Here is a 13,696-nt window from a genome sequence, read left to right as displayed (position 1 = left end):
CTGTCAGTCAGTGGCTGGCGGTATAGTTGAAATCATCGGGGTGATTTTCCAGGCTGCCGGTAATGGCCGCATATAATACGGTTCTGCCATCAATGGATAATTTGTCACTCAGGTTCAGCCAGCGTAATTGCTCCGTATGACGTCTTTCATCATGACGAACAAATACACCACTCATTGTGCCTTCTGCCGGCGAGTAAAGCAGGGCGAACTGTTCGGCAGAGCAGTTATGCGGTTTACAGGCATAATATACCTGATACCGCTCACCGTTCAGCGTCACCGGCTGTGCCGGCGTTTCGGTCCCCCCTTTCTTTACCCAGTCAGGCAGATGTTGTCCTGTGACCAGCTGTGAAAATTGCTGACGGCCCTGCGGGCTATGGATAAGCGTATTTAAGCTGGTTTGCTGCCCTGCGACGGCCGGGAAAGTTACTGCCGAACAAAGGGTTGCAGCACAGAACATCCGGAATATCATCTTCATCTGTTCCTCCTGTAAAGTGGCATTATTATAGTCTGTTAGCGGTAGTGCCGCTAATCGCTGCTACGCCATATTATGGTGATGCAATCTTTGTCATTATTCGTGATTTAATTGCTTGAATTTCGCCCTCAGGGTCAGTATTATTACGCGTCAATTTTTCGGCCGCACTTAAACACGTTCCTTGCTTCCATGGGCCGCGGCTGACCCTGACAGGAGGCTGAATAATCCGTAAGGAGCAACCGATGCGTCATTACGAAATCGTATTTATGGTCCATCCTGACCAGAGCGAGCAGGTTCCAGGAATGATCGAGCGTTACACTGGTGCTATCACCGGTGCAGAAGGCACGATCCACCGTCTGGAAGACTGGGGTCGCCGTCAGCTGGCTTACCCGATCAACAAACTGCACAAAGCACACTACGTTCTGTTGAACGTTGAAGCTCCGCAGAGTGTTATCGATGAGCTGGAAACTAATTTCCGCTTCAACGACGCCGTTATCCGTAGCATGGTTATGCGCGTTAAAAACGCGGTAACTGAAGCGTCACCAATGGTTAAAGCGAAAGAAGAACGTCGTGATCGTCGTGAAGACTTCGCTAACGAAACCACTGATGACTCAGATGCTGAGGAAACTGAAGAGTAATCCATGAGGGTGGCTAATCGTCTGCACCTGTCCGGCAATGTCTGTGGCAAGGTTGTCAGAAAGACCAGCCCCTCAGGAATTCCTCACTGTCAGTTTGTGCTTGAGCATAAATCCTTACAGGAGGAAGCCGGATTATCCCGGCATGCATGGTGTCGTATCCCTGTTATTGTCAGTGGTAACGAACATCAGCAGATTACTCAACATATAACGGTCGGCACGCAACTTATTCTGGAAGGTTTCCTGCATTGCCATCAGGCAGCGACAGGACAAAGCCGAATAGTGTTACATGCCGAGCAGATTGAATTGATAGATTCTGGAGACTAGCCTAATGGCACGTTATTTCCGTCGTCGCAAGTTCTGCCGTTTCACCGCGGAAGGCGTTCAAGAGATCGATTATAAAGATATCGCAACGCTGAAAAACTACATCACTGAAAGTGGCAAAATTGTACCGAGCCGTATTACCGGTACTCGCGCAAAATACCAGCGTCAGCTGGCCCGTGCTATCAAGCGCGCGCGCTACCTGTCTCTGCTGCCGTACACTGATCGTCATCAGTAATCGGCCACTGTCCATTAACGACTTTGAGAGGATAAGGTAATGCAAGTTATTCTGCTTGATAAAGTAACAAACCTGGGTAACCTGGGTGATCAGGTAAACGTAAAAGCGGGCTACGCTCGTAACTTCCTGGTTCCACAGGGTAAAGCTGTCCCTGCAACTAAAACTAACATCGAGTTTTTCGAAGCTCGTCGTGCTGAGCTGGAAGCTAAACAAGCTGAAACTCAGGCTGCTGCCAATGCCCGTGCTGAGAAAATCAACGCACTGGCGACAGTAACCATTACTTCTAAAGCCGGTGACGGTGGCAGACTGTTTGGTTCTATCGGCGCACGCGATATCGCTGATGCAGTATCTGCTGCCGGCGTTGACGTTGCGAAAAGCGAAGTTCGTTTAGCCGAAGGCGTTCTGCGCTCTACCGGCGAATACGAAGTTAATTTCCAGGTTCATAGCGAAGTAGTTGCTAAACTGGTTGTTAACGTCGTTGCTGCATAATTTGCAGTAATGCGAAAACGCCGGCCTTGTGCCGGCGTTTTTGTTTGTACAGTCCGCCTGCATGACAGACAGTTTTACTGCGCCCGGATAAAGCTGCCGTTGCTCTGACGGGTAAAAAGCACGGGTCCGTTGCTGTTATTCAGTGTCAGGGCTGTCACGGTGCCACGGGCATTAATCCGCAGCCGAATCTGCTGTCCTGCCTGTAAATTACTTAAAGGCTTATCTGTACCCTCTGCGTTTGCCATCGCAAACACATCACTGACCGGTAAATTATTATCACGGAATAGCTGAGCCAGCGTCTGCCCATCGCTTATCTGGTAATTATGCCATTGTCCCTGCGGATCATCTGACGAAGGGGCTGGCAACGATGACGAGCTATCACTGCTATTATCCAGCTGTGCCTGCATTATCGCCTGTGAAGTATTCACGGACCGTTGTACCGGAAATTGCGTGGACTGACCCGGTAATAAAAAACCCGTGATTATCAGCAACAGACCGATAAATATTCCCCAGCGGTGAGTCAGCGGCAGGGGATCCAGCCAGTGCAACTTTTCTGGCCATTGCCGGATATTACTAATCAGTGAATCCGGACTGATATTTTTTTTCTGTTTCCGCATAGTGGTGTCCTGTTGCGGGGTAATTAATTTGCGTATGGCTGCGGGGCGTGCGGCCCTCAGGACAGCGGCTACGCGGTTCCGGGTGACAGGGGGATTACGGCGGGCAAATTGGCCCATTTTGTCTCTCTTCTTACACAGATAATGATAGTCGCGATGCTGAACTGCCGTCGTAGTTATCACCGGCCGGCGGATATACGCACCTTAAGCTGACTATTGTTCATCTTTCAGAAAAAAAAGTCACCAGCAGCAGGTTCGGTTTTACCCCGGCGGCGTGCGCTGTTATGCTGCCGTTTCACTTTTTTAAGATAAATCAGGAACAGAAATGACGACTCTTTCTTTTGATAGCGTTGAAGCACAGGCTAGTTACGGTATTGGTCTGCAGGTCGGGCAGCAACTGCTGGAATCAGGTTTACAAGGGTTACAGCCTGAAGCTTTACTCGCCGGCCTGCGTGATGCGCTGGAAGGAAATTCGCCGGCTGTCCCTGTGGACGTCGTACATCGCGCACTGCGTGAAGTTCATGAACGCGCTGAAGCGGTTCGTCAGGAACGTACTCAGGTTATGGCAGCAGAAGGGCTGAAATATCTTGAAGAAAATCGTCAGCGTGAAGGCGTCAGCAGCACTGAGTCTGGTCTGCAATTCCGCGTACTGACTCAGGGTGAAGGAGCGATACCTTCGCGTCAGGATCGTGTCCGCGTACACTATACAGGCAAACTGATCGATGGCACCGTATTCGACAGTTCTGTACAGCGTGGTGAACCGGCAGAATTCCCTGTCAGCGGCGTTATCGCGGGCTGGATTGAAGCTCTGACCCTGATGCCGGTAGGCTCGAAGTGGGAGCTGGTGATCCCTCAGCAGCTGGCATACGGCGAGCGTGGTGCCGGTGCATCAATTCCTCCGCTGAGCACTCTGGTCTTCGAAGTAGAGTTACTGGATATTCTGTAATTCACTGCATTAATCTGAACCGGCCACAGGGCCGGTTTTTTTTGCCTGCGCCCGTAGACCTGGCGCGGGATGACGGATTCGCTCAGGGTGTTGTCAGCGATATCTGTTCCCGCCACCCTCTCTGCGTCAGCAGAGAAAATACGGTACACTGAAAAAACGACAACTAATGACGGCGCACTTCTCTGTGGGGTGCCGAACATGAAGGGGGTGAATAATGCTGGAACAACTCTGTCAGTTAGCGAGAGCAGCCGGTGTGGAAATTATGCAGATATATAATGCCGAACAGCCGCCGGACATCCTGCATAAAGCAGATAATTCCCCGGTGACCGCCGCGGATATAGCAGCTCATCATGTGATCCTCGACGGGCTGAGCCGAATAACTCCGGATATTCCGGTGCTATCGGAAGAGTCACCCGTAAGCTGGCCAGAACGTCAGCAGTGGCAGCGTTACTGGCTGGTTGATCCGCTCGATGGCACTAAAGAGTTTATACGTCGTAACGGAGAGTTCACGGTAAATATCGCCCTGATTGAGCAGGGGGTGCCGGTTGCAGGTGTTGTCTATGCACCCGCGACGGACCTGATGTATTTTGCCGCGGAAGGAAAAGCCTGGAAAGAAACACAGGGGGACCGCCGTCAGATTCAGGTGCAGCAGGCAAATCCGCCGCTGGTTGTGGTAAGCCGTTCCCATGCTGATAGTGAACTGAAAGAGTATCTGCAACAACTGGGAGAACATCAGACCACGTCTGTCGGATCATCCCTGAAGTTTTGTCTGGTCGCAGAGGGCAAAGCACAACTCTACCCGCGTTTCGGACCGACGAATATCTGGGACACGGGGGCCGGACATGCTGTAGCAAAAGCTGCCGGGGCGCATGTCACTGACTGGACCGGAAAAACACTGGATTATACGCCACGTGAGTCCTTCCTCAATCCCGGTTTCCGGGTCAGTGTGTTCTGACCATTCTCTCCCGCCGGACTGCATCGGCGGGCTAATCCTATTCAGCCCGCGGGGGCGCCGGCGTGCCCTGTGCTGTATCCCTTACCGGCTTGCTACGCACTTTTCTCTGCAACACCCTTAACTGCGGTACGGCCACTCTTCTGTGCAGTGATCATCTTACTGACATATATGCCCGGCATTATATGTCGCCATCAGTTGTTAAATAATTGTGTGCTACTGCACAGATGTGATTTTTATACTGTATTAACATAGATAAACAAAATATAAGACTAATCCATACCATTTTTATGGTTTATCTGATTGAGCAGTGTGACAATTTACCGGTAAATTGTGGTCATAGCAGTGATATCCGGTTGCGGATATCAGGGCATCAGCAAGTAAGGATCGAAAGGATGAAGATTTTTCAGCGATACAACCCTCTGCAAATCGCTAAATACGTGAAAATTTTGTTTAAAGGCCGCTTATATATTCGCGGTATCGGGGCTTTTGACTTCGATAAGGGCAGGTTGTTACTGCCGACTGTAAAAGATAAGCAGCAACTGAATGTGATGTCGGAAATTAACCGCCAGGTGCTGCGTTTACAGGCTGAGTATTGTTAATAAAGCCAGGGCGCCGGAAGGCGCCCTGAATCATTTAACTGGCAGAGATATTCTCGTCTGCGACAATAGTGCCGGCAGGGGCCAGCATTGCCGGGCGTTCATCTATTCTGGTGACCAGTAATTGGTCAATCCGGTAGCTGTCGATATCCACCACTTCGAACTTATACCCCGAAAACATCACAAAATCGGTACGTTTCGGGATTTTACGCAGCATGTACATCATAAAGCCGCCAATGGTTTCGTAATTACCCGAATGGGGAAATTCGTCAATGTTCAGCACCCGCATCACATCATCGATCGGGGTTCCTCCTTCGACCAGCCATGAGTTAGCATCACGGGCAACGATCTGTTCTTCAAAGCCCTGACCGACCAGGTCACCCATCAGAGTGGTCATCACATCATTCAGTGTGATAATGCCCACCACTAATGCATATTCGTTCATGATCACTGCAAAATCTTCCCCGGCAGATTTAAAGCTTTCCAGCGCTTCAGACAGGGTCAGTGTGTCAGGAACAATCAGTGCAGAGCGGATCTGCACGCCGCTGTTAAGGGTCAGGCTCTGATTCCCCAGCACCCGCAGTAATAGCTCCTTGGAGTCAACATAACCAATAATATGGTCAATATCGTTATTACAGACCAGGAATTTAGAATGCGGGTGCTGTGCAATTTTTGACTTCAGACTTTCTTCATCTTCATTCAAATCGAACCAGACAATATTTTCCCGCGATGTCATGGATGAAGGCACAGTGCGTGACTCCAGCTCAAAGACATTTTCAATCAGTTCATGTTCCTGTTTACGCAGTACCCCGGCCAGCGCCCCGGCTTCGACGACCGCGTAGATATCATCAGGGGTGATGTCATCTTTGCGGACCATTGGAATTTTAAACAGGCGGAAAATATTATTCGCCATACCGTTAAAAAACCACACCAGTGGCCGGAAGATCATCAGACAAAAACGCATCGGGTGGATGATACGCAGAGCAATGGCTTCCGGTGCAATCATCCCGATACGTTTTGGTGTCAGGTCTGCAAACAGAATAAACAGGCTGGTGACGATGGTGAAAGAGCAGATAAAACTCAGCTGATCGGCAATTTCCGGTGCAAAGAAGCGTGAGAACAGCGAACTGAATGCCGGGGAAAATGCAGCATCACCGACGATACCGCCGAGGATGGCAACCGCGTTCAGACCAATCTGTACTACGGTAAAGAACATGCCCGGGGATTCCTGCATCTTCAGGATATGCTGGGCACGGACATCACCGTCATCTGCCAGCAATTTCAGTTTTATTTTGCGTGCAGCGGCCAGAGAAATTTCAGACAGGGAGAAAAAAGAACTGATGACTATCAGTAATAAAATGACAAATAAGCTATCTAACATAAAGGGTCCAGTGTTTATACTCTTGTCATTTTTGGCGTGGGCAACATAGACCTTCTCGTGCGCTGACAGTGCTTATATCAGTAACATCGGCTATCCGCGCCAAAAATGTCTGTCCGGCAGCTTAATTAGCGTACCTCTCAGACAGAACGGCTCAGGCTTTCCTGAAGAAGCGATTATAGCAGCAGCCACAGAGAGGCCGCCAGAGGGAAAGATGAACAAATTTTCATCGCCAAAATAATCTGTCGTAAAACAGTCTGTGCTGGTTTTTTATCTTAGCTTTACCGCCATCATTACGTCATTAAACCGAAAAATAGCGTTATATCTTACTGCCAGGTGTTGTGTTAACTGCAGCATTTATCGACAATAGCCGCTAACTATCTTAGTTTTTCATTTTTCGTTGTTTTTGCCTTTCCGGCTACCGATAGCCGGAAAAGCTCACCGGGAAAACGGCCGGTTTAAACAGGAGTTTACGTGCCACGTCTACGTTTATCGCTATTTGGTATGACGGTAATGCTTTTGACAGCGCCTGCCCTTCAGGCTGCGACCGTTCAGTTACAACTGACGGGATTGTCAGGTGAATTACAAAATAATGTGCGGATCCGTCTGGCAGCGATTGCCAGTGAAGAAGTTACGGCGGATAACCGTTTCCAGGCACGACTGACCGATTCCATTAAACAGAGCCTGCAAGCGCTCGGTTACTTTCAACCGGTAATTACGTTTCCGACCCCTCCTGAGTCTCTGGATCGTAAAAACCCGATCATCCGCGTAAAGGTTGATGCCGGTCCGCCGGTAAAGATTGCCGGCAGCACGATTGTGGTCGGGGGGGAAGGCAGTAAAGACCCTGATTACCAACAGTGGATAGCCGCAGGACGTCCGGTGGTCGGTACGGTACTTAATCAGGGCAAATACGACAGCTTTAAAAGCGGCTTCTCCGGCATTGCTCTGCGCAACGGTTATTTTGATGGTGAGTTTAAAAAAAGTCAGCTTGGTGTTTCGGTTGAGCGGCATGAAGCGTTCTGGGATATCGACTATGACAGCGGGCAGCGTTACCGGTTTGGTGATGTCAGCTTTACAGGCTCACAGATCCGTGAAGAGTATCTGCGCCAGCTGGTTCCTTATCACAAAGGCGACTACTACAGTTCCCGGGACTTAGCCGAACTCAACCGCCGTTTATCTGCCACCGGGTGGTTCAGCTCGGTGGTGGCATCTCCGGAATTCGGTAAGTCCCGTCAGGATAAGGTGCTACCGGTGAGTGCGGTACTGACCCCCGCAGTGAAAAATACCGCCGAAGCGGGTATCGGTTACTCAACTGATGTCGGGCCCCATGTTAAAGCATCGTGGAAACGTCCCTGGGTAAACGACTACGGCCACAGCATGTCGGTCAGCACTTACCTGTCGCAGCCGGAACAACAGCTCGACATGACCTATAAAATACCGTTACTGAAAAGTCCGCTGGAACAATATTATCTGTTACAGGGCGGTGTAAAGCGTACCGACCTGAATGATACCCGTTCTGATACCTCGACACTGGCAGTATCCCGCTACTGGGATAATCAGTCGGGCTGGCAAAAAGCGGTAAACCTGCGCTGGAGTCTGGATAACTATACCCAGGGGAATATATCGGATAATACGATGCTGATTTATCCGGGGGTCAGTGTTAACCGTACCCGCTCACGGGGCGGGCTGATGCCGACATGGGGGGACTCTCAGCGTTACTCTGTCGACGTTTCTGATACGGGGTGGGGCTCGGATGTCGATTTTGTCATTATGCAGGCACAAAATGTCTGGATCCGTACCCTGGCCGAAAAAAACCGTTTTGTATTCCGTGGTAACCTTGGCTGGATAGAAACCAGTAATTTCAACCGTATCCCGCCTGACCTGCGCTTTTTTGCCGGGGGTGACCGCAGTATCCGTGGCTATAAATATAAAGATATCTCACCGCGTGATTCTGATGGCAAGCTGACCGGGGCCTCCAAAATGGCCACCGGTTCGGCCGAGTATCAGTATAATTTTACGGGCAAATGGTGGGGGGCAGTCTTTATCGATTCCGGTGAAGCGGTCAATAATATCAAAGATTCTGATTTCAAAACCGGTGCCGGAGTGGGGATCCGCTGGGCATCACCGGTTGGGCCGATCAAGCTGGATATCGCCCGGCCGGTAGGCGATTCAGGCGAGCATGGATTACAGTTTTATATCGGGTTGGGGCCGGAGTTATGACGCTATTGAAAAGAGTTCTGGCAGGGATCCTGATATTTCTGTTACTGCTGGTGGTTATTATTGGCTTCCTGATTGGGACTACGCCCGGCTTACATCTGGTGCTTAACAGCGCTGCGCGCTGGGTTCCGGGTTTACAGATTCAACAGGTCGAAGGTGGCTGGCGAAATCTGACGATTAAAGGGCTGGCGTATCAGATGCCCGGGGTCAGTGTCTCCGGCGGGGAGTTTCATTTATCGCTGGATGCGTCATGTCTGATCCACTCTTCAGTGTGTGTTAATGACATCGGACTTAAAGATGTCAGCGTGGTCGTGGACAGCAGCAAAATGGCCCCCGCATCACCGGAGAAACCGGCCGAAGAGAGCAGCAGTGGCGACATTTCCACCCCGTATCCGATAGTGTTACGTCACCTCGGGCTGGATAATGTGAATCTGAAAATCGATGACACGGCGATTTCTCTGGGCAGTTTCTCGAGCGGGATTCACTGGCAGGGGCGTCAGCTGACCCTGACACCGACCAGGATAGAAAATCTGCTGCTGGCATTACCAAAAAGCAAAACAGCCGCAGCACAGGCAGCCGCCGGGCCGGTTGCCGTACAAGCTGCCAAAGTCACACCGCCAGTTTCGGCAACGTCCGGAACAGGGCAGCCGGTGGCTGCGGCAGCTTCGCAGCCTGTTACGGAGCAATCACCGGCAGAAATGCTGCGGGCGTTATTCGCTAAACCACTACTGAATTTACCCGAATTCCGTTTACCGATAGATATCCGTATTGAGGATATTCTTGGCGAAAACCTGCGTCTGACCGGGGATACGGACCTGACCGTTAATCGTTTACAGCTCCGGGCCCTGACTCAGGAAAATAAAGTTGAGTTACAGACCCTGAAGATAAACGCACAGCAGGGGATCCTGAGTGCCCGCGGCGAAGCCAGCCTCAGAGATAACTGGCCGCTCAGCCTGACACTGAACAGTGATATCAATATGGCACCGGTAAAAGGCCAGAAAGTCAGGCTGACTGTCAGTGGTGCCGCAAAACAGCAGGTAGATCTGAAAGTTAATCTTTCCGGACCAGTGAAAGCACAGTTACAGGCGATGGCCCGTCCGGCTGACATCGGGCTGCCTTTTTCATTGCGTTTAAACAGCCCGCAATTACGCTGGCCGCTGACCGGAGAGCCTGACTGGCAGGTGAAAAATCTGGCACTGACTACTGAGGGGAAAGCGACGGGCTACACGATTTCCCTGCGCAGCGCGGTTTCAGGCAACAGCATACCTCCCGCAGATATTGCTCTGGACGGCAAAGGGAATACGGATCAGTTCTCGCTGGATAAACTGCGTATCTCAGCATTACAAGGAAATGTTGATTTACGTGCGCTGGTTGACTGGACCAAAGCCGTCAGCTGGAACAGTGAGTTAACCCTGGCAGGTATTAATACCGCCAGACAGTATCCTGACTGGCCGGCAAAACTGAACGGCAGTATTAAAACCCGTGGCAGTCTGTATGGCGGCAGCTGGCAAATCAGGGTACCTGAACTGTTACTTACCGGTAATGTGAAGCAGAATGCGGTGAATGTAAAAGGTTCACTTTACGGCAACAGTTACAATCAATGGAATATTCCGGGTATTGATCTGTTACTGGGACAAAACCGGCTGAATATTAAAGGATCTCTGTCGGATAAGATTAACCTGGATGCCAGCATTGATGCGTCACACCTGGATAATGCATTGCCGGGACTGGGTGGGGTGGTTAAAGGAACAATACTGGCGCGCGGTAGCTTACAGCAGCCTGAAGTTCGTGCGGATCTTGACGGACAGGGGTTACGCTGGCAGCAATTGAAAATTCGTCGTGTCAGCCTTAAAGGCAATGTCAGTTCCGGCCAGCAGATTGCCGGTAAACTTGCGTTACGGGTATCACAGCTGCAACAGGATGCCCTTAACATCAGCAGTGTGGTACTGGATGCCGATGGTAACGAAAAACAGCATCAGCTGAAACTGACGGTGGCCGGTGAACCTGTTTCGGGTCAGTTGTCCCTGACCGGCAGCTTTGATCGCCAGCAACAGCGCTGGCAGGGATCACTTAACAATACCCGCTTTAACACCCCGGTTGGCGAATGGCGGCTGAGTAAAGCGGTCAGCCTGGATTATAAAAATACCCTGAAAACGATCACAATTGGCAGCCACTGCTGGCTGAATCCTGATGCACAGATTTGTGTACCGGAACCGATTGTCGCCGGTGCTGACGGGCATGCACGGATACAACTGACCCGGTTTGACCTCGGGATGTTAAAACCGGTATTACCTGCGGAGACTCAGCTGAAAGGTGTATTCAGCGGAGATGCCAGGGTGAAATGGACCGCCAACGGAGGACTCCCGGAAGGTAATGTGACCCTCAGCGGGAAAGGTGTCGAGGTGAAACAGAACGTGCAGGGCAATACACTGCCTATTGCATTTGATGCCCTGAACCTGAAAGCCTCGCTGGCAGGCGGAAAAGCTCAGCTTGACTGGCGGGTAAAAATTGCTAATAACGGTCAGCTGAACGGCAGTGTCCGGATCAGCGATCCGCAACGGGCCCGTAATCTGAGTGGTAGCGTGAATATTGCCGGTTTTTCTCTGGGGCTGTTTAATCCGGCGCTGGCGAAAGGGGAACAAATTACCGGTATGCTGAACAGCCAGTTGCGTTTATCCGGTAATTTGCAGAACCCGCGGGTCTATGGTCAGACTACGCTGGACGGCCTTGATATTAATGCCAATTTTATGCCGGTTGATATGACATCGGCGAACCTGAAACTGGTATTTAACGGGGTCAGTTCAACCCTCGAAGGTCTGATTCAGACCCGGCAGGGAAACCTGAATCTGACCGGTAATGCTGACTGGGCTCAGATTGATAACTGGCGGGCTCGGGTTGCTGCCAAAGGTGAAAAAATTCGTGTCACGGTGCCGCCGATGGTCAGGATGGATGTCTCTCCGGATCTTGTGTTTGAAGCCACGCCGGCAGCCTTTAATCTGGATGGCCGTGTGGATATTCCCTGGGCGCGGATTACGGTACAGCAGGTACCGGAAAGTGCCGTCGGCGTATCTCCTGATCTGGTGATGCTGAATGAGAATCTGCAGCCGATACAGCCAAAAACCACCTCAATTCCTATAAACAGTAATTTAATCATACATGTAGGTAATGATGTTCGTTTGTCTGCCTTTGGCCTGAATGCCCGTCTGACGGGAGACCTGAAAGTATTGCAGGATAAAAATGGACTCGGACTGAATGGACAGATTAATATTCCTTCAGGACGCTTCCATGCCTATGGCCAGGATCTGGTGGTACGTAAAGGACAGTTACAGTTCTCCGGCCCGCCTGACCAGCCATATGTCAATCTGGAAGCTATCCGTAACCCTGAAGCCACAGAAGATGATGTGACTGCGGGTATCCGTGTGACAGGCATGGCAGATGAACCTAAGGTTGAGGTGTTCTCTGATCCGGTGATGTCACAACAGGCGGCCTTGTCTTATTTATTACGCGGGCAGGGACTCGGCAGTGACGGTGACGGCAACGCACTGACATCTGCTCTGGTTGGATTAGGGGTTGCACAAAGCGGGCAGGTAATGGGCAAAATCGGCGAAACCTTCGGTGTGAGTAACCTTGCACTCGATACCGCAGGGGTCGGTGATAGTCAGCAGGTGCAGGTCAGTGGTTATGTCCTGCCGGGGCTGCAGGTGAAATATGGTATCGGCTTGTTTGATTCTCTGGCGACGCTGACCCTGCGCTACCGGCTGATGCCTAAACTCTATTTGGAAGCGGTGTCTGGTGTTGATCAGGCACTTGATTTGCTTTATCAGTTTGAGTTTTAGCAATGCGAATAATCGTCTATGGTAGTTTGAGGCGCAAGCAGGGAAACAGTCACTGGATGACCAATGCGCAGTGGTTAGGGGATTATCAGGTTGAAGGGTATGACCTGTATAATCTTGGTCTGTACCCCGGGATTGTTGCCGGTGAAGGACGTGTGTGTTGTGAGGTATACCGGATAGATGCCACAACTCTGGGTGAACTGGATGCCCTGAGGACCCGTGGCGGAGAGTACAAGCGTCAGCTGATATCGACGCCGTACGGTACTGCGTGGATGTATATATATCAGCGGCCAGTCGTCCGCAGCCAGCAGATTATCAGTGGTGACTGGCTTAAAAAGGATAGTGAAAACTGAGACAACGAAAAACGCCGTCTGTTAGCAGACGGCGTTTTTTTACAGCAAAAGCAGAAGATTACTTTTTAGCAGCACGTTCGAAAGAAGAAACGATTTCTGCTTTAGCCGCGGCGGCATCAGCCCAGCCATCGACCTTAACCCACTTGCCTTTTTCCAGATCTTTGTAATGTTCAAAGAAATGGGTAATCTGGGCGCGCAGTAACTCAGGAAGATCTGTCACGTCTTTAACATGATCATATTCTTTGGTCAGTTTGCTGTGGGGGACAGCAACGACTTTAGCATCTTCACCTGATTCATCAGTCATTTTCAGTACGCCAACCGGACGGCAGCGGATCACTGAACCATGCTCTAACGGATACGGCGTCGGGACCAGAACGTCTACCGGGTCACCATCCAGTGACAGAGTGTGGTTGATGTAACCGTAATTACATGGGTAGAACATGGCCGTAGACATGAAACGATCGACAAACAGTGCGCCTGACTCTTTATCAACTTCATATTTAATTGGATCAGCGTTCGCCGGGATTTCAATGATAACGTAAATATCTTCTGGCAGATCTTTACCTGCTTCAACCAGGTTCAAACTCATCGTTTAATTCCTTCAATGACATCAATTAAGTGCCCGGTATTATAGCTAACTGACAGTGAA

14 protein-coding genes are annotated in these 13,696 nt (G+C 50.6%); 10 read left to right on the top strand and 4 right to left on the bottom strand.

What is annotated here, in order from left to right; genetic code table 11:
• Positions 1 to 7: 7 nt before the first annotated feature.
• Positions 8 to 457, bottom strand: coding sequence for an Ivy family c-type lysozyme inhibitor (locus tag JK211_RS02610; protein ID WP_212707138.1), 450 nt, complete (start codon positions 455 to 457; stop codon positions 8 to 10).
• 257 nt (positions 458 to 714) lie between these two features.
• On the opposite strand from JK211_RS02610, the gene rpsF reads away from it, so the two are divergent.
• The 4 genes from rpsF to rplI are packed head-to-tail and all read left to right on the top strand — an operon-like array spanning position 715 to position 2,155.
• Complete coding sequence (rpsF, locus tag JK211_RS02605) at positions 715 to 1,110, top strand: 30S ribosomal protein S6 (protein ID WP_212707111.1); 396 nt, start codon at positions 715 to 717, stop codon at positions 1,108 to 1,110.
• A 9-nt stretch (positions 1,111 to 1,119) separates the two neighbouring features.
• Complete coding sequence (gene priB / locus JK211_RS02600) at positions 1,120 to 1,434, top strand: primosomal replication protein N (RefSeq protein WP_343876917.1); 315 nt, start codon at positions 1,120 to 1,122, stop codon at positions 1,432 to 1,434.
• 4 nt (positions 1,435 to 1,438) lie between these two features.
• Positions 1,439 to 1,666 carry a 30S ribosomal protein S18 gene (rpsR, locus tag JK211_RS02595; protein WP_000135199.1) on the top strand — a complete coding sequence of 76 codons (228 nt, stop codon included), beginning with the start codon at positions 1,439 to 1,441 and terminating at the stop codon, positions 1,664 to 1,666.
• Between the two features lie 39 nt (positions 1,667 to 1,705).
• A complete protein-coding gene (rplI, locus tag JK211_RS02590; protein ID WP_212707109.1) occupies positions 1,706 to 2,155 on the top strand; it encodes a 50S ribosomal protein L9 in 450 nt (149 codons plus the stop codon).
• 74 nt (positions 2,156 to 2,229) lie between these two features.
• Here the strand turns inward: rplI and JK211_RS02585 are convergent, their stop codons facing one another.
• Entirely contained in the window at positions 2,230 to 2,772 is a 543-nt protein-coding gene (locus tag JK211_RS02585) for a LysM-like peptidoglycan-binding domain-containing protein (protein ID WP_212707108.1), read from the bottom strand.
• Between the two features lie 322 nt (positions 2,773 to 3,094).
• On the opposite strand from JK211_RS02585, the gene fklB reads away from it, so the two are divergent.
• The 3 genes from fklB (at position 3,095) to JK211_RS02570 (ending at position 5,269) form a co-directional block, all read left to right on the top strand.
• Entirely contained in the window at positions 3,095 to 3,715 is a 621-nt protein-coding gene (fklB, locus tag JK211_RS02580; RefSeq protein ID WP_212707107.1) for a peptidylprolyl isomerase, read from the top strand.
• 214 nt (positions 3,716 to 3,929) lie between these two features.
• The gene (cysQ, locus tag JK211_RS02575) at positions 3,930 to 4,670 is read left to right on the top strand and encodes a 3'(2'),5'-bisphosphate nucleotidase CysQ (RefSeq protein ID WP_212707106.1); all 741 of its coding nucleotides are present in this window, start codon (positions 3,930 to 3,932) and stop codon (positions 4,668 to 4,670) included.
• A 392-nt stretch (positions 4,671 to 5,062) separates the two neighbouring features.
• Positions 5,063 to 5,269: a DUF1107 domain-containing protein gene (locus tag JK211_RS02570; protein WP_212707105.1), complete on the top strand. Its 207-nt coding sequence runs from the start codon at positions 5,063 to 5,065 to the stop codon at positions 5,267 to 5,269.
• Positions 5,270 to 5,303: 34 nt separating this feature from the next.
• On the opposite strand, the gene JK211_RS02565 is transcribed toward JK211_RS02570, so the two are convergent.
• Positions 5,304 to 6,647 (bottom strand): hemolysin family protein, encoded by a 1,344-nt coding sequence (locus tag JK211_RS02565; RefSeq protein WP_212707104.1) that lies wholly within the window; start codon positions 6,645 to 6,647, stop codon positions 5,304 to 5,306.
• 501 nt (positions 6,648 to 7,148) lie between these two features.
• On the opposite strand from JK211_RS02565, the gene JK211_RS02560 reads away from it, so the two are divergent.
• Genes JK211_RS02560 through JK211_RS02550 form a run of 3 tightly spaced genes read left to right on the top strand, consistent with a single transcriptional unit; the run spans position 7,149 to position 13,047 of the window.
• Positions 7,149 to 8,864 carry an autotransporter assembly complex family protein gene (locus tag JK211_RS02560; protein WP_249213247.1) on the top strand — a complete coding sequence of 572 codons (1,716 nt, stop codon included), beginning with the start codon at positions 7,149 to 7,151 and terminating at the stop codon, positions 8,862 to 8,864.
• Positions 8,861 to 12,697, top strand: a complete 3,837-nt coding sequence (locus JK211_RS02555) for a translocation/assembly module TamB domain-containing protein (RefSeq protein WP_212707102.1) — start codon at positions 8,861 to 8,863, stop codon at positions 12,695 to 12,697. The genes JK211_RS02560 and JK211_RS02555 overlap by 4 nt, the downstream gene beginning before the upstream one ends.
• A 2-nt stretch (positions 12,698 to 12,699) precedes the next feature.
• Positions 12,700 to 13,047, top strand: a complete 348-nt coding sequence (locus JK211_RS02550; protein WP_212707101.1) for a gamma-glutamylcyclotransferase — start codon at positions 12,700 to 12,702, stop codon at positions 13,045 to 13,047.
• A 58-nt stretch (positions 13,048 to 13,105) separates the two neighbouring features.
• Here JK211_RS02550 and ppa read toward each other — a convergent pair whose 3' ends face one another.
• Positions 13,106 to 13,636, bottom strand: coding sequence for an inorganic diphosphatase (ppa, locus tag JK211_RS02545; RefSeq protein WP_212707100.1), 531 nt, complete (start codon positions 13,634 to 13,636; stop codon positions 13,106 to 13,108).
• Positions 13,637 to 13,696 lie beyond the last annotated feature (60 nt).

This window comes from Tatumella sp. JGM130, from assembly GCF_018257525.1.
Lineage (GTDB): Bacteria > Pseudomonadota > Gammaproteobacteria > Enterobacterales > Enterobacteriaceae > Tatumella > Tatumella punctata.
This window is presented reverse-complemented; position numbering and strand designations above follow the sequence as displayed.

Coding starts and splice junctions, on each gene's coding strand:
- rplI (WP_212707109.1), top strand. CDS start 1,706: ATGCAAGTTATTCTGCTTGATAAAGTAACAAACCTGGGTAACCTGGGT.
- JK211_RS02560 (WP_249213247.1), top strand. CDS start 7,149: ATGACGGTAATGCTTTTGACAGCGCCTGCCCTTCAGGCTGCGACCGTT.
- JK211_RS02565 (WP_212707104.1), bottom strand. CDS start 6,647: ATGTTAGATAGCTTATTTGTCATTTTATTACTGATAGTCATCAGTTCT.
- ppa (WP_212707100.1), bottom strand. CDS start 13,636: ATGAGTTTGAACCTGGTTGAAGCAGGTAAAGATCTGCCAGAAGATATT.
- cysQ (WP_212707106.1), top strand. CDS start 3,930: ATGCTGGAACAACTCTGTCAGTTAGCGAGAGCAGCCGGTGTGGAAATT.
- rpsF (WP_212707111.1), top strand. CDS start 715: ATGCGTCATTACGAAATCGTATTTATGGTCCATCCTGACCAGAGCGAG.
- JK211_RS02555 (WP_212707102.1), top strand. CDS start 8,861: ATGACGCTATTGAAAAGAGTTCTGGCAGGGATCCTGATATTTCTGTTA.
- rpsR (WP_000135199.1), top strand. CDS start 1,439: ATGGCACGTTATTTCCGTCGTCGCAAGTTCTGCCGTTTCACCGCGGAA.
- JK211_RS02585 (WP_212707108.1), bottom strand. CDS start 2,772: ATGCGGAAACAGAAAAAAAATATCAGTCCGGATTCACTGATTAGTAAT.
- fklB (WP_212707107.1), top strand. CDS start 3,095: ATGACGACTCTTTCTTTTGATAGCGTTGAAGCACAGGCTAGTTACGGT.
- JK211_RS02550 (WP_212707101.1), top strand. CDS start 12,700: ATGCGAATAATCGTCTATGGTAGTTTGAGGCGCAAGCAGGGAAACAGT.
- JK211_RS02570 (WP_212707105.1), top strand. CDS start 5,063: ATGAAGATTTTTCAGCGATACAACCCTCTGCAAATCGCTAAATACGTG.
- JK211_RS02610 (WP_212707138.1), bottom strand. CDS start 457: ATGTTCTGTGCTGCAACCCTTTGTTCGGCAGTAACTTTCCCGGCCGTC.